Origin of the sequence: Allobosea massiliensis (assembly GCF_042655245.1) — a bacterium.
In the GTDB taxonomy this organism is placed as follows: domain Bacteria; phylum Pseudomonadota; class Alphaproteobacteria; order Rhizobiales; family Beijerinckiaceae; genus Allobosea; species Allobosea massiliensis.
In genome coordinates this window covers 296,477-314,344 of sequence record NZ_JBHSLU010000007.1, presented here as the reverse complement: position 1 = coordinate 314,344, position 17,868 = coordinate 296,477, and the positions used below count along the sequence as shown (strand labels likewise).

Here is a 17,868-nt window from a genome sequence, read left to right as displayed (position 1 = left end):
TTACGAACGAGCACTTACGAAACCCTGAAGCAGAGCACGCCGGGACATGGCGACCGGAGAGACGACTTTGTGCATGGCCGGGAGCCCATGGACGCGGATGCACCCGAGCCGACTCTCCGCTAATGACAGGAGGCAATCCTTCTCCCAAGGCGCTCCCCCATGACACTGACGATCTATGGCTGCTACCGCTCGCGCGCCTCGCGCAACATCTGGCTCGCCAACGAGCTCGGCCTCGCCTTCACCCACGTCCCGGTGATCCAGGTCTACCGCCTGCCCGACCCGAATGCGCCGGGCGCCCCGATGCACACGCAGAGCCCGGAGTTCCTCGCGGTCAATCCGAAGGGGCAGATCCCGGCGATCGACGACGACGGCTTCAAGCTGCAGGAATCGCTCGCGATCAACCTCTATCTCGCCCGCAAGCATGGCGGGCCGCTGGCGCCGAAGGATGCCCAGGAGGAAGGGCTGGCGGTGATGTGGTCGCTCTGGGCGAGCACGGCGGTCGAGAGCCATGCGCTCAACATCCAGTATCACATGGCGGCCTATCCGCCGGAGAAGCGCGATCCCAAGCTGGTCGAGGCGGCGCTCGCCGCCCTGCCCGGCCCATTCGCAGCGCTGGACAAGGCGCTCGCCGAAGGCGGCGGCTTCGTCATGGGTGGGCGCTTCACGGTGGCCGACATCAACGTCGCCGAGATCGTCCGCTACGCCAAGCCGGCGGCGCAGCTCTTCGAGGGCGCGCCGCATGTCAAGGCCTGGCTCGACGCCTGCCATGCGCGCCCCGCCTTCCAGGCGATGTGGACGGCGCGGGACGCCGAGCCTGCCTGAGGCGACGGAGGCTGCCGAGCGCAGCACAGGAACCGGGTGGCCGCCGCGCCGCCCGGCTCCTACTGACGCGGCCTGACGGTCCCGGAAGGACAGATGCCGCGATGACCCTGCCGATGACCGCCCCGCCCGCCCGCATCTCCGGGCTCGACTGGCTGATGCTGGCCGGGCTCTCGGTCCTGTGGGGCGGCTCCTTCTTCTTCAACGCGCTGGCGCTGGCGCAATGGCCGCCCTTGCCGGTGCTGCTCGTGCGGGTCGGGCTGGCGGCGCTGGCCCTGCTGCTGGCGGTGCGGCTCGCCGGCCTCTCGATGGCGGTCGGACGACGGTTCTGGCTCGCCTTCTTCGGCATGGGGGTGCTGAACAATCTGATCCCGTTCAGCCTCTTCCTGTGGAGCCAGCAGCAGATCCCCAGCGGGCTCGCCTCGATCCTGAACGCGATGACGCCGATCTTCACCGTGCTGGTGATGCACGCCTTCGGCGGCGAGCGCGCCACCGGACGCAAGATCGCCGGCATCGCGGCGGGGTTCGTGGGCGTCGCCGTCCTGATCGGTCCCGACGCGCTGTCGGGGCTGGGTCTCAACCTGCTCGCCCAGCTCGCCTGCATCGGCGCGACCGTGTCCTACGCCTTTTCCGGGCTTTACGGCCGGCGTTTCCGCGAGTTGCCCCCGCTCGTCACGGCCGCCGGGCAGCTCAGCGCCTCGACGCTGATGACGCTGCCGATCGTGCTGCTGGCCCACCCGCCCTGGACCCTGCCGCTGCCGACGGCGCAGACGGCCATGGCGCTGCTCGGCCTGGCGCTGGTCTCGACGGCGCTGGCCTATGTGATCTTCTTCAGGATCATGCGCTCGGCCGGGCCGAGCCATGTCGTGCTGGTGACCTTCCTGATCCCGGTCAGCGCCATCCTGCTGGGAGTCGGGCTGTTGGGAGAGAGCCTGCTGCCGCGCCATTTTGCCGGAATGGCGGCGATCTTCGCGGGGCTTGCCCTGATCGATGGGCGAATTCTGCGCCGTTCGCGGCTGTCCACGGCTTCGTGAGCCTGGGCACAGGGGGAAACCGCACGCTTTATTGCCAATAAATTATGAATTGCTCTAGGGTCGCTTTCGCGGCACGAGCCGCTATCGGCTTTCGCGACAAGAGCTGGAAGATATCGGACAACGATACGCCAGAGGGGACCAGAGGGACACCATGGACGTCAGGCATCTGCGATGTTTCATCGCAGTGGCGGAGGAGCTTCATTTCGGCCGGGCCGCGGAGCGGCTGGGCCTGGCTCCCCCCGCCCTCTCCCGCCAGATCAGCGCGCTCGAGGAAGAGCTTGGCTGCAGCCTGCTGACGCGGACGACGCGGCAGGTCGCTCTGACGCGCGCGGGCCTGATCATGCTGGAGGAGGCCAAGGGGATCCTCGCCCGGATGGACCATGCCTCGCGGGCCGTGCGCGAGGCGTCGCTTGCATCGGGCAAGGTTCTGCGGATCGGCGCGATCGACGCCGCCTCGTCGAGCTTCGTGCCGGAGGCGCTGGTCGCCTTTCGCGAGCGCTATCCGGGCGTGCAGATCAAGTTCGTCGAGGCGATGACGGCGGCGCTGGTGCAGATGTTGGAGGCCGGCAAGCTCGACCTCGCCTTGACCCGGCCGCCGCGCAAGCCGACCGACTGCGCTTTCGAGGTGCTGCGCGTCGAGCGGCCGATCGTCGTGCTGAACGAGGCCCATCCCCTGGCCGCACGCGAGCATGTGACGATGCAGGATCTGATCGGCGAGCCCTTCGTGGTGCCCTCCAAGCGGATCCGGCCTTTTGCCTACGACCTCGTGATGGCGTATTTCGAGAGCGTCGGCGCCGTGCCCAACGTCACGCTGGAGGCGACCGAGAAGCCGGCGATGATGTCGGCTGTCGCGGCCGGTCTCGGCATCGCGCTGGCGCCCGACTGGGTCTCGCGGCTGAGCTTTCCGGGCGTCACCATGCGCCGCCTGCGCGGGGCACTGCTCGATCCGCCGCCGCCCGGTGCGCTGGTCGGCATCGCCTGGCGGCCGCAGCAGCGGCTCGATGCCCGCGACGATTTCCTCGCCATCCTGCGCGAGAGCGTCACCCTGATCGACGAGCGGCAGGTCCTGCCCTTCGCCATTCCCGTCACGAAGCTGAAACGGACCGCCCGCCTCGTCGGGTCGGCAGTCGGAGGAGCCTGATGAGCTTGAACAAAATCGAAAGGGCGCAGGGTATCCGCGTCCGATCTTCGCAGGACCTCGCTGCCGGGCTGTTCATGATCCTGCTCGGGGCGGCTGCCTTCATTCTCTCCAGCGACCTGCCGATCGGGACCCTGCGCCAGATCGGGCCCGGCATGCTGCCCAAGGCCTTCGCCGTGATCTGCGCCGCGCTAGGCCTGATGCTGGGCCTGACCGCTCTGCGCTACAATGGCGAGAAGCTCTCCGGCTGGTCCTGGCGCGGCGTCATCTTCGTGCTCGGCGCGGCCTGCGTTTTCGGCCTGACGATCCGCGGCTTCGAAATCGGCCCGATCCGCGTGCCCCAGCTCGGACTGCTGGTCTCCGGGCCGCTGGTGATCCTGGTCTCCGGCCTCGCCGCATCCGACATGAAGTTGAAGGAACTGCTGATCTTCAGCGTGGCGATGTCGGCCGCCTGCATCCTCCTCTTCAAATACGCGCTGAGCCTGCCGATCCCGCTGGCGCCCTGGCTGCTGGGAATCTGACCCGATGGATATGTTCTCCAATCTGTCGCTGGGCTTCAGCGTCGCGCTCTCCCTGCAGAATATCGCGCTCTGCTTCGTCGGCTGTCTCGTCGGCACGCTGATCGGCGTCCTGCCCGGCGTCGGGCCGATCGCGACCATCTCGATCCTGCTGCCGATCACCTTCGGACTCGATCCGACGGGCGCGCTGATCATGCTCGCCGGCATCTATTACGGCGCCCAGTATGGCGGCTCGACCACGGCGATTCTGGTCAACATTCCCGGCGAGGCGACCGCGGTCGTCACGACGCTGGACGGCCACCAGATGGCCAAGCAGGGCCGCGCCGGCGTGGCGCTCGGCACGGCGGCGATCGGCTCTTTCTTCGCCGGCTGCGTCGCCACCGTGATCATCGCCGCGCTCGGCGCGCCGCTGACAAAGCTCGCGCTGCTGTTCGGCCCGGCCGAATACTTCTCCCTGATGGTGATGGGCTTGTGCTTCGCCGTGGTTCTGGCGCGCGGCTCGATCCTCAAGGCCTTCTGCATGATTATGCTGGGCCTGCTGCTCTCGACCGTCGGCACCGACCTCGAGACCGGCCAGGAGCGCATGACCTTCGGCTTCGCCCCGCTCGCGGACGGCATCGACTTCGCCGTGCTGGCGATGGGCGTGTTCGGCTTCGCCGAGGTGCTGCGCAACCTCGAAAATCCCGAGGCGCGCGACGTGGTGCGCACCAAGATCGGCCGCCTTCTGCCGGACTGGAACGACATCAAGCAGTCGTTCATGCCGGTGGTGCGCGGCACGGCCATTGGCGGCACGCTCGGCATCCTGCCCGGCAACGGCGCGGTGCTCGGGCCCTTCGCCAGCTACACGGTCGAAAAGAAGATCGCCAAGGATCCGTCGCGCTTCGGTCGCGGCGCGATCGAGGGTGTCGCCGGTCCGGAATCGGCCAACAATGCCGGCGCGCAGACCGCCTTCATCCCGCTGCTGACGCTCGGCATCCCGCCGAATGCGGTGATGGCGCTGATGGTCGGCGCGATGACCATCCACGGCATCATCCCCGGCCCGCAGGTCATGACCAAGAACCCCGAGCTGTTCTGGGGCATGATCGCTTCGATGTGGCTCGGCAACCTGATGCTGCTGGTCATCAACCTGCCGCTGGTCGGTCTCTGGGTGAAGCTGCTGCAGGTGCCCTACCGGCTGATGTTCCCGTCGATCCTGATCTTCTGCTGCATCGGCATCTACTCGGTGAACAACCAGCCCATGGACGTCGCCTTCACGGCGCTGTTCGGCCTGTTCGGCTATCTCCTGATCAAGCTCGGCTTTGAGCCCGCCCCGATGCTGCTTGGCTTCGTGCTCGGCAAGCTGATGGAGGAGAAGCTGCGCCAGGCGCTGATCATCTCGCGCGGCTCGTTCATGACCTTCGTCGAACGGCCGATCTCGGCCGGACTGCTGATCGTCGCGGTCGCCGTGCTGGTCATCGCTCTGCTGCCGTCGATGGCGAAGAAGCGCGACGAAGTGTTCACCGAATGACGGGCTTGCCGCGCCCCTGGCGCGGCCCCACCTTGCCTGCAACCATAACGAGGAAGGACCCGCCCATGAAGAAAACCGTACTCGGCCTCGCCGCCGCCCTCTCGCTCGCCCTGACGGCCGGCGCGCAGGCCCAGGCCTATCCGACCAAACCCGTCACGATGATCGTGCCCTTCGCGGCCGGCGGCCCGACGGACATCATCGCTCGCCTGGTCGGCGAGCACATGTCGAAGACGCTCGGCCAGCAGGTCGTGATCGAGAACGTCGCCGGCGCCGGCGGCACCACCGGCATCACCCGCGCCCTTAGCGCGGCGCCGGACGGCTACACCATCGCGATGGGCCATCTCGGCACCTTCTCGGCGGCGCCCGCCACCTATCCCGGCCTGAAATACGACCCGATCAACGGCATGCAGCCGATCGGTCTGGCCGGCGGCACGCCGATCCTGATCGTCGCGCGCAAGAACCTCGAGGCGACCGACCTGAAGTCCTTCGTCGCGGCGGTGAAGGCCAATCCGGACAAGTTCAACGAGGCCCATGCCGGGCTGGGCTCGGTGTCGTGGACGACCTGCACCCTGCTCAAGGGCCAGCTCGGCGTGCCGAAGCTAAACGCGGTGGCCTATCGCGGCACCGGCCCGGCGCTGAACGATCTCGTCTCGGGCCAGATCGACTTCATGTGCGACCAGATCGTCAGTGTCGCCGAGCAGGTGAAGGCGAACACGATCAAGGCCTTCGCGGTTGCCTCGGCGCAGCGTTCGCCGGCCCTGCCCGACGTGCCGACGACGACCGAAGCCGGCCTGCCGGAGTACCAGATCGAGGCCTGGAACGGCATCGCCGCGCCCAAGGGCACGCCGAAGGAGGCGGTCGACCGGCTGGTCGACGCGCTGAACAAGGCGCTGAACGACGAGAACACCAAGAAGCGCCTGCTCGATCTCGGCACGGTCATCCCGACCGCCGCCGAGCGCACGCCCGATGGCTTCGCCGCCATCATCAAGCGCGACGCCGCCAAGCTCGAGCCCGCGCTGAAGGCTGCCCCGAAGTAGAAACGGCCGATGCCGGGCTGCCTGCGGGCGGCAGGATTGCGACGGCGGGCCCCTTCGGCCCGCCGTTTGCGTTCGGGGCGGGATCGCCGCTGCCCGCCGCGTTACGATCGGCAATATTCCGTGACCGATCGTCGCGGAACCCTTCACAACCTCGTCGGTTGTCTCGCCGAACTTCCCCTTCGTGAGGAGATAACCATGATCAAGAAGCTTGCTCTCGTCGCCGCGATCGTCGCGATCCCGGCCACGGCCTTCGCCCAGAACCAGCCCTCGCCGGGCGCGGCCGGCGGCGCGGTCAGCGGGGCGACCTCGGGTGCCATCGGCGGCGCCATCGTCGGCGGCCCCGTCGGCGCGGCGGTCGGCGGGGTCGGCGGCGCGGTGGTCGGCGCCATCATCGGCGATGCCGCGACCCCGAAATTCCGGACCTATGTCGTCGAGCAGGACGTGCCGTCCTATACCTATCGCGAGCAGGTTGCCGTCGGCACCGTGCTGCCGGCGGACGGCGTGGTCTATCGCGAGGTGCCCGCCGAATACGGCGTGAAGGGCTACAACTACACCGTCGTCAACGGCCGCACCGTTCTGGTCGAGCCGCGTACGCGTCGCATCGTCCAGATCATCAACTGATCGAGACGGCGCATTCTGACGCCCGAAACGGCCCGCCCCCCGCGAGGGGGGCGGGCTTTCGTTTTCGTGATGAGGATAAAGCGCATACGGCAATGGCCGCCACGGTGAAACGGGAACTCGAAAGGCTCCGGACGGTTGGTTCGGCAACCATCCACAACAGGGAGTTCCCCATCATGATCAAGAAGCTTGCCCTCGTCGCCGCGCTCTCCGTGCTGCCGGCCACCGTCTTCGCCCAGAGCACCGGCCCGGCGATCCGCGATCCGGCCGGCGGCGTGACGCGCGATCCGGCTCTCGGCGTCGGGGTGGGTGCCGGCGCGGCCGGCACCGTCCAGGCCCCGCTGACCCGCGATCCGGCCGGCGGCACGATGATCGACGATTCCGCCCGCTTCCGCAGCTATGTCATGAACCAGGGCGTGACGTCCTACAGCTACACGCAGCCGGTCATCGTCGGCACCGTGCTGCCCGAGCAGGGCGTGGTCTACCGCGACGTCCCTGAGGAGTACGGCGCCAAGGGCTATCGCTACACGGTCGTCAACGACCGCGCGGTGGTGGTCGAGCCGCGCACGCGCCGCATCGTCCAGATCATCAACTGATCCCGCGCCGGGCCTCTCGCCCGCGCGACCGAGCCCGCCCCGCAAGGGGCGGGCTTTTGCATGGACGAGCGGCTCAGCGCGTGCCGAACATGCGGTCGCCGGCATCGCCCAGCCCCGGCACGATGTAGCCGTGGTCGTTGAGCTTCTCGTCGATCGCGGCCGTCCAGATGCGGACTTCCGGGTGCGCGCCGCGCAGGCGCTCGATGCCTTCCGGCGCCGCGAGCAGGCAGACGAAGCGCAGATCCTTCGCGCCGCGCTCCTTCAGCCGGTCGATGGCGGCGACAGCGGAGTTGGCGGTGGCGAGCATCGGGTCCATCACCACGATCATGCGGTCGGCGATGTCGGACGGCGCCTTGAAGTAGTATTCGACCGCCTGCAGCGTATCGGGATCGCGATAAAGGCCGATATGGGCGACGCGGGCGGCGGGAACGAGCTCCAGCATGCCGTCGAGGAAGCCGACGCCGGCACGCAGGATCGGCGCGAAGACCATCTTCTTCCCCGAGATCACCGGCTGGCGGGAGGTCTGCAGCGGCGTCTCGATGTCGACCATCTCGACCGGCAGGTCGCGCGTGACCTCGTAGCAGAGCAGCATCCCGATCTCGTTCAGGAGCTGGCGGAAGCTCTTGGTCGAGCGGTCCTTCTGGCGCATCAGCGTGAGCTTGTGCTGGACGAGAGGGTGATCGACGACGGTGACCCCGTCCTGCTGCTTGGTCATTCGGTCCATTCCCCTTCTTCAATTTTCCCCGCCCCTCATCCCGAGGAGCCGCACAGCGACGTCTCGAAGGATGAGAGCTGAGGGGATTATCGGCCTATCTCAGAATACCGTGCCGTCGCTGACGATCGTCAAGGGCGGGCCGCCGCCCGGGCGCTTCTCGGCGGCGATGCGCCGGCCCGCGGCCCAGGTCCCGCCCTCCAGCACCTTCGCGAGTGGCAGCTCCTCGCGCGAGCGGCCGAGCCGCTGGCGGATCAGCGCGCCGATCTCGTCGAGCAAGGCCACCGTGAGCGCCCGCCATTCGACGACCAGCGTCGAGCCCGCCTCATGGGCGCGCGCCGCTTGGTTCTCGTCCTTCAGCGCGAGCACGCCGATGTCGAGCAGGAGCCCGCCATTGCGGTACTCCGGCAGGCCCGTGAGATCGTCAACGTCGAGAACGGTGATCCCGGCCCATTGCAGCGGCTCGATCAGCGAATAGGTCAGCCATTGCGAGAGCTTGTGGAAGGGCACGAGCCCGGCCGTGGTGGTGCCCTGCGCGATCAGCGGGTGGCGCCAGGTGTCGCCCAGCGCGATCCCGGCCAAGGTCAGGCGGGAAGGCCAGATGCCACCGAAGGTCCCCAGCACCTCGCCCAGCATGTGGCCAGCGCGCAGGGAGCCGGTTTCCGCCGCCGCCAGAAACCGGTCGAACAGATCGCCCGGACGGCTCAGGCCCTGGCGTTCCAGTTCCTCGCCCAGCCGGTTGAGCAGGGCGGCGCGGCCCTCGACGGCGAGCAGCGGATTGGCGGGGCCGGCCTGGAAACCGGCGGCGAGCGCCTCCGGCTCCAGCCGCTTCAGCGCCGACGCGTCCGCCCGCAGCGGCCGGGCCGGATCACTGGAGAACAGGCCGGCGGCGAACATGTCGAGCGAGGCCAGCGCCAGCCCTTCCGAGCGGGCGATGCGCTTGCCGCTGACCGCATCGCGATAGGACCAGTCGGGCCCCGCCCCGGCATCGAGCAGGACGCTGACCACGGCGAGATCATAGGCCGCGCGGCCGCGCTCGCGCGCATCGGCGAAATGCGCCGCCTTGTCGAGCAGGGCCCAGCGATCGAGGCCGGCGACGGTGAAGTGCCGCCAGCGGGCGTGGAACGGGATGTCGAGCGTCGGGTAGTTGGCCCGGATCGTCTCCAGCACATAATCGGCGCAGGCTTCCAGCCGCTCCGGATGGACGGTGAAATGCAAGAGGTCGCCAGCCCGCCCGAGGCGCAGCATCTCCTGCGCGCGGGAGCGGATGGCGGCGGGCTTCAGCAGGAGGCGGAAGGCCTCCGGGTCACGATCGGGCATTGGAGCTTTCAGAACTTGTCGAGGTCGCGGCCGACGGTCGCCTTGAGCGCGTTGTCGCCGGGGGCGCCGTCGGGGGAGTAGTAGCCGGCGGCCTTCTTGGCCTCGATCTCCACCGAGGCGTCGGGCGGGATCAGTTCGGGGGGAATCGCGACGCGCTCGCCGATCTCGATGCCGCTCTCGACCATCGCGTCGTATTTCATGTTCGACATCGACATCAGCCGGTCGATGCGGGTGACGCCGAGCCAGTGCAGCACGTCCGGCATGAGCTGCTGGAAGCGGGCATCCTGCACGCCGGCGACGCATTCGGTGCGCTCGAAATAGGTCGCGGCGCTGTCGCCGCCCTCCTGGCGCTTGCGGGCGTTGTAGACCAGGAACTTGGTGACCTCGCCGAGCGCCCGTCCCTCCTTGCGGTTGTAGACGATCAGCCCGACGCCGCCGCCCTGCGCCTCCTTCACCGCCTCCTCGATGCCGTGCACGAGATAGGGCCGGCAGGTGCAGATGTCCGAGCCGAAGACATCAGAGCCATTGCACTCGTCATGGACGCGGCAGGCGACGCGGCACTTCGGATCGGTGATGGCCGAGACCTCGCCGACGACATAGGCCGTGATCGAGCCGATCGGCGGCAGGAAGACGCGCAGATCCGGCCGCGTGACCAGCTCGGGATACATGCCGCCGGTCTGCTCGAAGAGGGTGCGGCGCAGCTCGGCCTCGGTCGTTCCGAAGCGCTCGGCGATGCCGGGCAGATGCCAGACGGGATCGATCGCGATCTTGGTAACGCTGATGTCGCCCGAGCGGTGCAGGATGTGCTCGTCCGGCGCCAGCCGATGCGCGCCCATCGCCGCCAGGATCTCCGGCAGGTTGAGGCGGGCCTTGGTGATGGCGATGGTCGGGCGGATGTCGATGCCCTCGCCGATCAGCCCGCCGAAATCCTGCGCGACGCGGTGGCCGAACGGGTCCATCGAGACGATCTTCCCTGCTTCAAACCATTGCGGCTGCTCGGGGATCTCGGCGGTCGGATGGGTGTTGTGCAGGTCCGGACGCTGCGAGGGGTTCATCGCCCGGGCGGAAATCGCGAGCGCGCGATAGACCGAATAGGAGCCGCCATGGGCGCCGATGACGTTGCGGTCGGCCGGCGTCGTGGTCGAGGCGATGATCGGGCCGCGTTCGGCCGGTGTGGCTGCGCCCCAGCGCACGGGGAAGCGCATCGCGGCGCTGCCGGGCTCGGGATAGGAGGTCAGCCGGGTGTGGGTGGTGCGGTTGGAGGAACTCATCGCCGGATCCGATGCCTGCAAAAGCAAAAGGTCCCAGGCTCGCTGCCTGGGACCTCTCGCCCAATTGAGCAGTATCATGCGAGCGGGGCGGCCGGTCAACCTGCACTGGCACGATGACAGCAGCAGCAGGAAAGCGCTCAATGATGACAGCGATGCCGCGTCGTGCGGGAGAGGCGTCGGTCGGCAGAGGGTTGTTCAGACAGGGAGAGCGGCATGGCCGGCGCGAGGGCATATACGACGACGCCTACGCTCGAGCAGTGGAAGAAGGACAGCAGCGTCGCCCTCGCCCGACGGCAGGACGACGCCATCCTCTGCCGCATCGACGACCTGCTGGTCCAATACGGCGCGAACGGCTCCGCCTTTGGCCGGATCCAGCTGAAAGCGGATCTCTTCTTCACGCTGGACTACTGGCTGAAGGTCCATGGCAGGACGCCCGGCATGGCGAAGGGCCGGCAGCCCGCGGTCTACGAACTCTACAAATACACCGCCCACTCCCTCGCCGCGGCGCTCTCCTGCACGATCAACACCCTGCCGGAGTATCTGGAGCGTCATTTCGGCCGCAAGCTGAGCTATCACGGCGAGCATCTCGATCTCGTCGGCCAGTTCGCGACCTATCTGACCCGCGCAGAGGTCGAGAAATACAGGCTCAGCTTCCGCAAGGGCAAAGCCTATATGTGGATGTGGCCCGGCAAGGGCCATGAGCTGACACGGCCGACCGCCGATGGCGGGCTGGTGACGCAGGAGCGACAACAGCCCAAGGGCATGAAGCTCGTTCTTGCCGAATCCGAAAGCGCCTCGAACAAGAACGTGTTCGGGCTGAAGCAGTGGGGCGGCTTCGCGATGAGCATGGGCCGCGACCTCTACATGGCGCGGCACCATTGCGGCGAAGGCAGCGCCGGCCCCGGCAGTGGCGGCAACTTCTACCACTCATCCTATCTGGCCGGAGACCCCGTGCTGTGCGCCGGGACGATTCTGATCGAGCAGGGCATCATCAAGGCCGTCTGCAACGACAGCGGCCACTACCAGCCTGACCAGGCGAATTTCATGAGCTTTCTGCAGGCGTTGATGATGCATGGCGTCAACGTCCAGAACATCGCGATCTACGACTATGACCGCAGGCACTGCGTTAGCGGACGCGATTTCCTGCAGAGGCGGGGCAACTTCGCGCAGGCGCTGCTGCTGTCGGATACGACGGCGTACAGGGCCAACTCGGCGGCGAAAGGCCGGTATGTCAGCGAGAAGATCGAGCACAAGAAGCGCGTCGCGGCTTTGTGGAAGCAGGCCGTCGACGGCCATATCGTCGCCAACACGCTGGAAGGCCGGCTGTTTTTCGCGGAGAAGCTGCTGAGCAACTACGTCCGGCGCGACGGCCAGCGGACCCATGCCTATGACGTCAACACGACCTGGATCCTCGAGGTGATCGCGACCTATTACGGCCCCGTGCCCACGCCGCGGCCCGCCCCGCCCGTGCCGAAGGGGCGGCAGCCGCCGCCGCTCCCGCCCCGCGCGCCTCCGAAACGGACGAACGGGCCGCAGCTTCCGCCACGACCCGTCCGGACCCATTGAGCCACGCTGGCCAATGCGGGCGGCTGGCGCCACCCGCCGCGGTCAGAACACCGCGAGGTAGCGCAGCAGCGAGATGATGCCGATCACGATGACGATGATCTGGACGACGTTCTTGATCTGGCTGTCCAGCGGCAGCATGCGCACGAGATAGAGAACGAGGCCGATGACGAGAACCGTGATCAGCAGGGAAATCAGAATCGACATGACATGAACCTTCGGTCTTCGGCCGTGAGTCGGCCCCCCGGAGCCGGTGCGGCGACGCATTCGCCAGCACCCCAATTCGCTGACAGAACGTCGCAGGGGCGGGAGAGGTTCCGTTGGGGTGGGTCTGGCGGCGGAGGGCGATGCGTTTGGATCACCAGGCGCGGGGAACCCCTCTCCTGTAAGGAGAGGGGCAGGGGTGAGGTGTAGGCCCCTGGACCAGCGGAGTGCAGATCTCACCGCTGCGCCGGGCGGGGGTCACGCCACCGTCCAACGGCCGACCCCTCACCCTGCCCTCTCCCTACGGGAGAGGGTTCCCCGCGCTCTACAGGCAAGGTCGAGCCTACCCAGCAATCCGCCCGAAATCCGCCACCGCGCGCGTGGCTTCGCGGAGCTGGTTGAGCAGGCGCAGGCGGTTGGCGCGCAGTGCCGGGTCGGGGTCGTTGACCGTGACCTTGTCGAAGAAGGCATCGACCGCCGGGCGCAGATCGGCCAGCGCCGCCATCGCGCCCTCATAGTCTTCCGCCGCGACAGCGGCCTCGGCCTTGGGCGTCGCCTGCGCGAGCGCGACCGCCAGCCCCTTCTCCTCGATCAACCCGGCTTCGGCGATGAGCTGAAGGTCGGCCGCGGCGGCGAAGGCGCCTTCGCCGTCCTTCTTCTCCTCGGCCTTGAGGATGTTGGCGGCGCGCTTGTAGCCGGCGAGCAGGCTCTTGCCGTCCTCGGTTTCGAGAAAGCGGCCGAGCGCGGCGGCAGTGCGAACAATGACGGAGACAACTCTGACGTTGGCCATGCCAGGCATCATGGCCTCTCGCCTAACGCCCTGACGCGCAACTGCATCGACGACATCGTGAGGAATGCCGCGATCACGCAGCATGACCTTGAGTCGGTCGATGATGAATTCGATGAGGTCAAAAGCAGCGACTGGAGCATCCACGCCGGGCGACCGATCAAACAGTCGCATCAAGATCAGCTCAAGCTGAACCTGACCGAGGTTGTTGTCGTCACAAATCCGACAAACCCCCAGCGCCGCCCTGCGCAGCGCATAGGGGTCCTTGCTCCCCGTCGGCTTCTCGTCGATGGCCCAGAAGCCGACCAGCGTGTCGAGCTTGTCGGCGAGCGCGACCGCCACCGAGACCGGATCGGTCGGGACGCGGTCGGAGGGGCCGAGCGGCTTGTAGTGTTCCTCGATGGCGGCGCAGACCGACGGGTGCTCGCCCTGCAGTTCCGCGTACTTCCGGCCCATCAGGCCCTGCAGCTCGGGGAACTCGCCGACCATCTCGGTCGGGAGGTCGGCCTTGGCGAGCTTCGCCGCGCGCTCCGCGAGCACCGGATCGGCGCCGACGATCGGGGCGAGTTCGCGCGCCAGCGCCGCGATGCGCTGCACGCGCTCGCCTTGCGTGCCCAGCTTGGCGTGGAAGACGACGCCAAGCTTGTCGAGCTTGGCCATGCGCTGGTCGAGCGGCTTGGTGCGGAAATCCTTTAGGCCAAGCTTGTCGGCGCTCTCCGCGAACGTCTCAAGATCGGGCAGATTGCCTTTGTCGGTCGCGAAGAAATAGGCGGCGTCGGAGAGGCGGGCGCGCACGACGCGCTCATTGCCGGCGACGATCGCCTTGCCGCCGTCGCTCGCCATCAGGTTCGAGGTCAGCAGGAAGCGGTTGGCGAGGTTGCCCGTCGCGGGATCGCGCAGGACGAAGCATTTCTGGTTGGCGCGGATGGTGGCGCGGATCGCCTCGCCGGGGATTTCGAGAAAGCGCTCCTCGAAAGAACCCAACAGCACGACCGGCCATTCGACCAGCCCCGCCACCTCCTCCAGCAGCCCCTCATCCTCGACCAGTTCGAGCCCCTGCGCGAAGGCCAGCGTCTTGGCGTCGGCGAGGATGATCTCCTTGCGGCGGTCGGCATCGAGCACGACCTTCGCCTGCTCCAGCGACGCGACGTAATCGTCGAAGCGGCGCACGGTGATGGCCCCCGGCGCATGGAAGCGGTGGCCGTAGGTCGTGTTGCCGGAATGGATGCCATCGACCTCGAAGGGCACGACCTCGGGCTCCTCGGTCTCGGCGCCGAAGGTGCAGAGGATCGCATGCAGCGGGCGCACCCACCGCAGGCTGGCACCGGCGGCAGAGGCCTTGCCCCAGCGCATCGATTTCGGCCAGGGGAAGCTGCGGATCACGGCCGGGACGATCTCGGCGATCGCCGCGACGGTTTCCTGACCCGGCCTCTCGATGACGGCGATGTAGCTGTCGCCCTTCTTGGGGTCGCTGACGATCGTCGCCTGGTCGAGCGAGGATAGCCCCGCCGCCTTGAGGAAGCCCTGGATCGCGGCGTCCGGCGCGCCGACGCGCGGGCCCTTGCGCTCTTCGCGGATGTCGCGCCCACGAACGGGCAGGCCGGCGACATGCAGCGCCAGCCGGCGCGGCGTGGCGAAGGCCTTGGCGCCCTCATAGACGAGACCACGCTCGACGAGCGCATCGGTGACCAGTTTCTTCAGGTCCTCGGCCGCCTTGCGCTGCATGCGGGCGGGGATCTCTTCGGAGAAGAGTTCAAGCAGGAGATCAGGCATCAGTTGGCTCCCCCGCCCGCCGTCCTGAGCCAAGCGGCGCCGCAGGCCTTGGCGAGTTCGCGCACGCGCAGGATGTAGCTCTGGCGCTCGGTGACCGAGATCACGCCGCGGGCGTCGAGCAGGTTGAACATGTGGCTGGCCTTGATGCACTGGTCATAGGCCGGCAGCGCCAGCGTGTGCCGCGCATCATTGGCGCCCGCGCCGGTCTCGCCCGCCGCCAGCAGCGCCTGGCACTCGGCCTCGGCGTCGGTGAAGTGGCGGAAGAGCATCTCGGTGTTGGCATGCTCGAAATTGTGCCGCGAGAACTCCTGCTCGGCCTGCAGGAAGACATCGCCATAGGAGATGCGGTCCTCGCCCTCGCCGCCATTGAAATTGAGGTCGTAGACGTTCTCGACGCCCTGGACATACATCGCCAGACGCTCGAGGCCATAGGTGAGCTCGCCCGCCACCGGCGCGCATTCGACGCCCGCGACCTGCTGGAAATAGGTGAACTGGCTGACCTCCATCCCGTCGCACCAGCACTCCCAACCGAGCCCCCAGGCGCCCAAAGTCGGGCTCTCCCAGTCGTCCTCGACGAAGCGTACGTCGTGCAAGGCGAGGTCGACGCCGATCGCCTGCAGCGAGTCGAGATAGAGCTGCTGCAGATCCGGCGGCGACGGCTTCAGGATGACCTGGAACTGGTAGTAATGCTGCAGCCGGTTGGGGTTCTCGCCGTAGCGGCCGTCCTTGGGCCGGCGCGAGGGCTGGACATAGGCCGCCTTCCAGGGCTTGGGGCCCAGCGCGCGCAGCGTCGTCGCCGGATGGAAGGTGCCGGCGCCGACCTCCATGTCGTAGGGCTGGAGCACGACGCAGCCGCGCTCGGCCCAGAAGCGCTGCAGCGTCAGCAGCAGCCCCTGGAAGGAGCGGGTCGGGTCCATGGCCGGCGTGGCCGCGGCGGGAAGCGGAGCGGAGACGGACAAGAGGCGAAGCCTTCCGGATGGCGGGGTCGGCCGCGTGCTTAGGGTCTGCCGAGGCTTCCGGTCAAGCAGGGGCGCAGGCGGCGGGCGGACAGGTTCTGTTCATCCTCGGCAGGATAATCTCACCCTCAACCGCCGGATTCGCGGCGTTCGGGGCGAGCGCTTGAGCCGGATCGACGGGCTTACACCGTAGGAGTTCCACCATGCTGTCCAACCGTATCGCCGCCGCCGTCTTCGGCGCCGTCACCCTCGCCGCCTCGGCCTTCGCCGTGGCGCCCGCGACGGCCGCACCGGTCTCGGCCGGCGTTGCCCAAGCCGCTCCCGCCGGCGACCTCGTCCAGGAAGCGCAGTATTACTACGGGCCGCGGCGCCATTACGGTCCGCGCCGCTATTACGGCCCGCCGCGCTATTACGGCCGCCCGGTCTATCGTCCGCGCTGCTATTTCGTCGATCGGCGCGTCTGGAACGGCTATCGCTGGGTCATCCGCCCGGTCCGGGTCTGCCGCTGAGGCGGCTCGCGGCCCGAAGCTCCGCCCGCTTCCGGCCGCAATCTGCAGCGAGGCTGAACGGTGCCGTGAGGTGCCGTTCAGCACCATCAGCCTAGAGTCGATGCGTGTCGACGGCGGCGCTCGCAAGGCCCGCCCCTGTCGCAGCGAGGAGGTTTCCACCATGATCCGCAAGACGCTTTTCGCTCTCGCGACGGCAGCCGGCCTCGGCGGCCTGTCGCTCACCACGGCGCCGGCATCGGCCGCCCCGGTCGCAGCCGGGCCGCTGGCCCAGGCGGCGCAAGCCACCGACGGCCTGCTGGAGCAGGCGCAGTACTATTATGGCCCGCGCCGCTACTATGGCCCACGCCGCTACTACGGCCCGCCGCGCTATTACGGACCTCGCCGCTATTACGGCCCGCCGCGCTTCTACGGCCCGCCGCCGCCGGTCTTCGTCCCGCCGGTCGTGCCCTTCTATGGGCCGCGTTACTACTACTGAGCCACGCGCGCCGAGGGCGACGCACCGGCCTCCGCCATCGGCAGCCGGGCCCTGCCCCGGTGCAGGGCTTCCGCCTCCGGCGTGAAGCCCCCGTCAGGGCGATGCAGAACCAGAGCCGGCAGCAGCGCTGCCGGCTTTTTGCTGCCGAGCGTCGCCGCCACTAGGACGCGGATCGCCGGCTGGTCGGCCCGGGCGTGGACGGGCCGGATCGCAACCGCCCCGAAGCCGGTCGACAGGCTCGTGAGAAGCTCAGTCAAAGCCTCGGCACGGTGGACCATCAGCAATCGCCCGCGCGGCTTCAGCAGGCGCCGCGCCGCCTGCAGCCAGCGCTCCAGCCCGGCCTCCTCGACATGGGCCGCAGCACGGTTCGGTACGGGCGAGGTTCGGTTCGCATGCGGCGGATAGAAGGGCGGGTTCATCGCGACGCAGGCGAAGCTCGCCGGCGCGAGGCCCAGCGCGGCGGCGGGGCCGGCAATGTCCCCCGTCACCACCGTAACGCGCTCGGCCACGCCGTTCAGCCCGGCGTTCTCGGCGGCGAGGCCGGCGAGTTCGGGGTCGCGCTCCAGCAGCACCACCCGCAGTGAGGGCTGGGCCAGCGCCGCCGCCAGCCCGATGGTGCCGACGCCGGCGCCCATGTCGAGCAGCGGCCCCTCCCCCAGCTCCGGCAGGGAGGCGGCGAGCAGCACGGCGTCGCTCCCGGCGCGATGGCCCTTGCGCGGCTGGCGCAGGACGAGCTTGCCGTCGAGCAACCGGTCCTCGCCGATGGCGCCGAGGCCGGGCAGCGTCTCAGCCATCGCGCAGCTCGCCGCCGAAGCCGGCATCGATGAGTAAGGCGCGGGCGCGCATCCGGTCGGCCTCGCGCACCAGCAGCCGGCGCGGGAAGGCGCCGATCATGCCCTCCAGCGCGCTCATATGCTGGTCGGCGATCAGGCAGTCGAGATTGGCGGAGGCCAGCAGCGCCTCGATGGCGCCGAGCAGGACGATGTCGTTGGTGCGGACGAGTTCATGCATCGCGCGATGGAGCCTGTCCG

At 68.3% G+C, this 17,868-nt stretch carries 19 protein-coding genes; 11 read left to right on the top strand and 8 right to left on the bottom strand.

All coding sequences use genetic code 11. The annotated features are described in order from the left end of the window. Window positions 1–159: 159 nt before the first annotated feature. From ACFPN9_RS04615 to ACFPN9_RS04580, 8 genes are all read left to right on the top strand, one after another. Window positions 160–822: a glutathione S-transferase family protein gene (locus tag ACFPN9_RS04615; RefSeq protein ID WP_067990554.1), complete on the top strand. Its 663-nt coding sequence runs from the start codon at window positions 160–162 to the stop codon at window positions 820–822. 101 nt (window positions 823–923) lie between these two features. Then, window positions 924–1,853, top strand: coding sequence for a DMT family transporter (locus tag ACFPN9_RS04610; protein ID WP_377815551.1), 930 nt, complete (start codon window positions 924–926; stop codon window positions 1,851–1,853). A gap of 151 nt (window positions 1,854–2,004) precedes the next feature. Further along, window positions 2,005–2,994, top strand: a complete 990-nt coding sequence (locus ACFPN9_RS04605; RefSeq protein ID WP_066720125.1) for a LysR family transcriptional regulator — start codon at window positions 2,005–2,007, stop codon at window positions 2,992–2,994. Further along, window positions 2,994–3,512: a tripartite tricarboxylate transporter TctB family protein gene (locus tag ACFPN9_RS04600; protein ID WP_066720122.1), complete on the top strand. Its 519-nt coding sequence runs from the start codon at window positions 2,994–2,996 to the stop codon at window positions 3,510–3,512. The genes ACFPN9_RS04605 and ACFPN9_RS04600 overlap by 1 nt, the downstream gene beginning before the upstream one ends. 4 nt (window positions 3,513–3,516) lie before the next feature. Beyond that, entirely contained in the window at window positions 3,517–5,016 is a 1,500-nt protein-coding gene (locus tag ACFPN9_RS04595; protein ID WP_066720119.1) for a tripartite tricarboxylate transporter permease, read from the top strand. Window positions 5,017–5,081: 65 nt separating this feature from the next. Continuing rightward, window positions 5,082–6,053: a tripartite tricarboxylate transporter substrate-binding protein gene (locus ACFPN9_RS04590; protein ID WP_377815547.1), complete on the top strand. Its 972-nt coding sequence runs from the start codon at window positions 5,082–5,084 to the stop codon at window positions 6,051–6,053. Window positions 6,054–6,248: 195 nt separating this feature from the next. After that, window positions 6,249–6,674 (top strand): DUF1236 domain-containing protein, encoded by a 426-nt coding sequence (locus ACFPN9_RS04585; protein WP_066720110.1) that lies wholly within the window; start codon window positions 6,249–6,251, stop codon window positions 6,672–6,674. Window positions 6,675–6,847: 173 nt separating this feature from the next. Then, window positions 6,848–7,267 (top strand): DUF1236 domain-containing protein, encoded by a 420-nt coding sequence (locus ACFPN9_RS04580; RefSeq protein WP_377815544.1) that lies wholly within the window; start codon window positions 6,848–6,850, stop codon window positions 7,265–7,267. A gap of 73 nt (window positions 7,268–7,340) precedes the next feature. On the opposite strand, the gene upp is transcribed toward ACFPN9_RS04580, so the two are convergent. The 3 genes from upp to ACFPN9_RS04565 form a co-directional block, all read right to left on the bottom strand. Further along, complete coding sequence (gene upp, locus ACFPN9_RS04575) at window positions 7,341–7,991, bottom strand: uracil phosphoribosyltransferase (RefSeq protein WP_156450890.1); 651 nt, start codon at window positions 7,989–7,991, stop codon at window positions 7,341–7,343. A 90-nt stretch (window positions 7,992–8,081) separates the two neighbouring features. Further along, window positions 8,082–9,299 carry a URC4/urg3 family protein gene (locus tag ACFPN9_RS04570; RefSeq protein ID WP_377815540.1) on the bottom strand — a complete coding sequence of 406 codons (1,218 nt, stop codon included), beginning with the start codon at window positions 9,297–9,299 and terminating at the stop codon, window positions 8,082–8,084. 8 nt (window positions 9,300–9,307) lie between these two features. After that, window positions 9,308–10,570 (bottom strand): GTP cyclohydrolase II, encoded by a 1,263-nt coding sequence (locus ACFPN9_RS04565; protein ID WP_377815538.1) that lies wholly within the window; start codon window positions 10,568–10,570, stop codon window positions 9,308–9,310. 213 nt (window positions 10,571–10,783) lie between these two features. Between ACFPN9_RS04565 and ACFPN9_RS04560 the strand changes: the two genes are divergently transcribed. After that, complete coding sequence (locus tag ACFPN9_RS04560) at window positions 10,784–12,136, top strand: hypothetical protein (protein ID WP_377815535.1); 1,353 nt, start codon at window positions 10,784–10,786, stop codon at window positions 12,134–12,136. A gap of 42 nt (window positions 12,137–12,178) precedes the next feature. Here the strand turns inward: ACFPN9_RS04560 and ACFPN9_RS04555 are convergent, their stop codons facing one another. The 3 genes from ACFPN9_RS04555 to ACFPN9_RS04545 form a co-directional block, all read right to left on the bottom strand. After that, complete coding sequence (locus ACFPN9_RS04555; protein WP_171905132.1) at window positions 12,179–12,340, bottom strand: Thivi_2564 family membrane protein; 162 nt, start codon at window positions 12,338–12,340, stop codon at window positions 12,179–12,181. A 340-nt stretch (window positions 12,341–12,680) separates the two neighbouring features. Then, the gene (gene glyS / locus ACFPN9_RS04550) at window positions 12,681–14,897 is read right to left on the bottom strand and encodes a glycine--tRNA ligase subunit beta (protein ID WP_377815533.1); all 2,217 of its coding nucleotides are present in this window, start codon (window positions 14,895–14,897) and stop codon (window positions 12,681–12,683) included. After that, window positions 14,897–15,814 carry a glycine--tRNA ligase subunit alpha gene (locus ACFPN9_RS04545; protein ID WP_068074918.1) on the bottom strand — a complete coding sequence of 306 codons (918 nt, stop codon included), beginning with the start codon at window positions 15,812–15,814 and terminating at the stop codon, window positions 14,897–14,899. Before ACFPN9_RS04545 ends, glyS begins: the two co-directional genes overlap by 1 nt. A 242-nt stretch (window positions 15,815–16,056) precedes the next feature. On the opposite strand from ACFPN9_RS04545, the gene ACFPN9_RS04540 reads away from it, so the two are divergent. Further along, on the top strand, window positions 16,057–16,362 hold the full coding sequence (locus ACFPN9_RS04540) for a hypothetical protein (protein ID WP_067990572.1): 306 nt from the start codon (window positions 16,057–16,059) through the stop codon (window positions 16,360–16,362). 160 nt (window positions 16,363–16,522) lie between these two features. Then, window positions 16,523–16,837: a hypothetical protein gene (locus ACFPN9_RS04535; protein ID WP_068074483.1), complete on the top strand. Its 315-nt coding sequence runs from the start codon at window positions 16,523–16,525 to the stop codon at window positions 16,835–16,837. Here ACFPN9_RS04535 and ACFPN9_RS04530 read toward each other — a convergent pair. Beyond that, on the bottom strand, window positions 16,831–17,631 hold the full coding sequence (locus tag ACFPN9_RS04530; RefSeq protein ID WP_377815530.1) for a tRNA1(Val) (adenine(37)-N6)-methyltransferase: 801 nt from the start codon (window positions 17,629–17,631) through the stop codon (window positions 16,831–16,833). The two genes, ACFPN9_RS04535 and ACFPN9_RS04530, sit on opposite strands and share 7 nt — an antisense overlap. Then, a complete protein-coding gene (locus ACFPN9_RS04525) occupies window positions 17,624–17,848 on the bottom strand; it encodes a putative signal transducing protein (RefSeq protein WP_377815528.1) in 225 nt (74 codons plus the stop codon). Before ACFPN9_RS04525 ends, ACFPN9_RS04530 begins: the two co-directional genes overlap by 8 nt. Between the last annotated feature and the right edge of the window lie 20 nt (window positions 17,849–17,868).

Coding starts and splice junctions, on each gene's coding strand:
- ACFPN9_RS04615 (WP_067990554.1), top strand. CDS start 160: ATGACACTGACGATCTATGGCTGCTACCGCTCGCGCGCCTCGCGCAAC.
- ACFPN9_RS04610 (WP_377815551.1), top strand. CDS start 924: ATGACCCTGCCGATGACCGCCCCGCCCGCCCGCATCTCCGGGCTCGAC.
- ACFPN9_RS04605 (WP_066720125.1), top strand. CDS start 2,005: ATGGACGTCAGGCATCTGCGATGTTTCATCGCAGTGGCGGAGGAGCTT.
- ACFPN9_RS04600 (WP_066720122.1), top strand. CDS start 2,994: ATGAGCTTGAACAAAATCGAAAGGGCGCAGGGTATCCGCGTCCGATCT.
- ACFPN9_RS04595 (WP_066720119.1), top strand. CDS start 3,517: ATGGATATGTTCTCCAATCTGTCGCTGGGCTTCAGCGTCGCGCTCTCC.
- ACFPN9_RS04590 (WP_377815547.1), top strand. CDS start 5,082: ATGAAGAAAACCGTACTCGGCCTCGCCGCCGCCCTCTCGCTCGCCCTG.
- ACFPN9_RS04585 (WP_066720110.1), top strand. CDS start 6,249: ATGATCAAGAAGCTTGCTCTCGTCGCCGCGATCGTCGCGATCCCGGCC.
- ACFPN9_RS04580 (WP_377815544.1), top strand. CDS start 6,848: ATGATCAAGAAGCTTGCCCTCGTCGCCGCGCTCTCCGTGCTGCCGGCC.
- upp (WP_156450890.1), bottom strand. CDS start 7,991: ATGGACCGAATGACCAAGCAGCAGGACGGGGTCACCGTCGTCGATCAC.
- ACFPN9_RS04570 (WP_377815540.1), bottom strand. CDS start 9,299: ATGCCCGATCGTGACCCGGAGGCCTTCCGCCTCCTGCTGAAGCCCGCC.
- ACFPN9_RS04565 (WP_377815538.1), bottom strand. CDS start 10,570: ATGAGTTCCTCCAACCGCACCACCCACACCCGGCTGACCTCCTATCCC.
- ACFPN9_RS04560 (WP_377815535.1), top strand. CDS start 10,784: ATGGCCGGCGCGAGGGCATATACGACGACGCCTACGCTCGAGCAGTGG.
- ACFPN9_RS04555 (WP_171905132.1), bottom strand. CDS start 12,340: ATGTCGATTCTGATTTCCCTGCTGATCACGGTTCTCGTCATCGGCCTC.
- glyS (WP_377815533.1), bottom strand. CDS start 14,897: ATGCCTGATCTCCTGCTTGAACTCTTCTCCGAAGAGATCCCCGCCCGC.
- ACFPN9_RS04545 (WP_068074918.1), bottom strand. CDS start 15,814: ATGGACCCGACCCGCTCCTTCCAGGGGCTGCTGCTGACGCTGCAGCGC.
- ACFPN9_RS04540 (WP_067990572.1), top strand. CDS start 16,057: ATGCTGTCCAACCGTATCGCCGCCGCCGTCTTCGGCGCCGTCACCCTC.
- ACFPN9_RS04535 (WP_068074483.1), top strand. CDS start 16,523: ATGATCCGCAAGACGCTTTTCGCTCTCGCGACGGCAGCCGGCCTCGGC.
- ACFPN9_RS04530 (WP_377815530.1), bottom strand. CDS start 17,631: ATGGCTGAGACGCTGCCCGGCCTCGGCGCCATCGGCGAGGACCGGTTG.
- ACFPN9_RS04525 (WP_377815528.1), bottom strand. CDS start 17,848: ATGCATGAACTCGTCCGCACCAACGACATCGTCCTGCTCGGCGCCATC.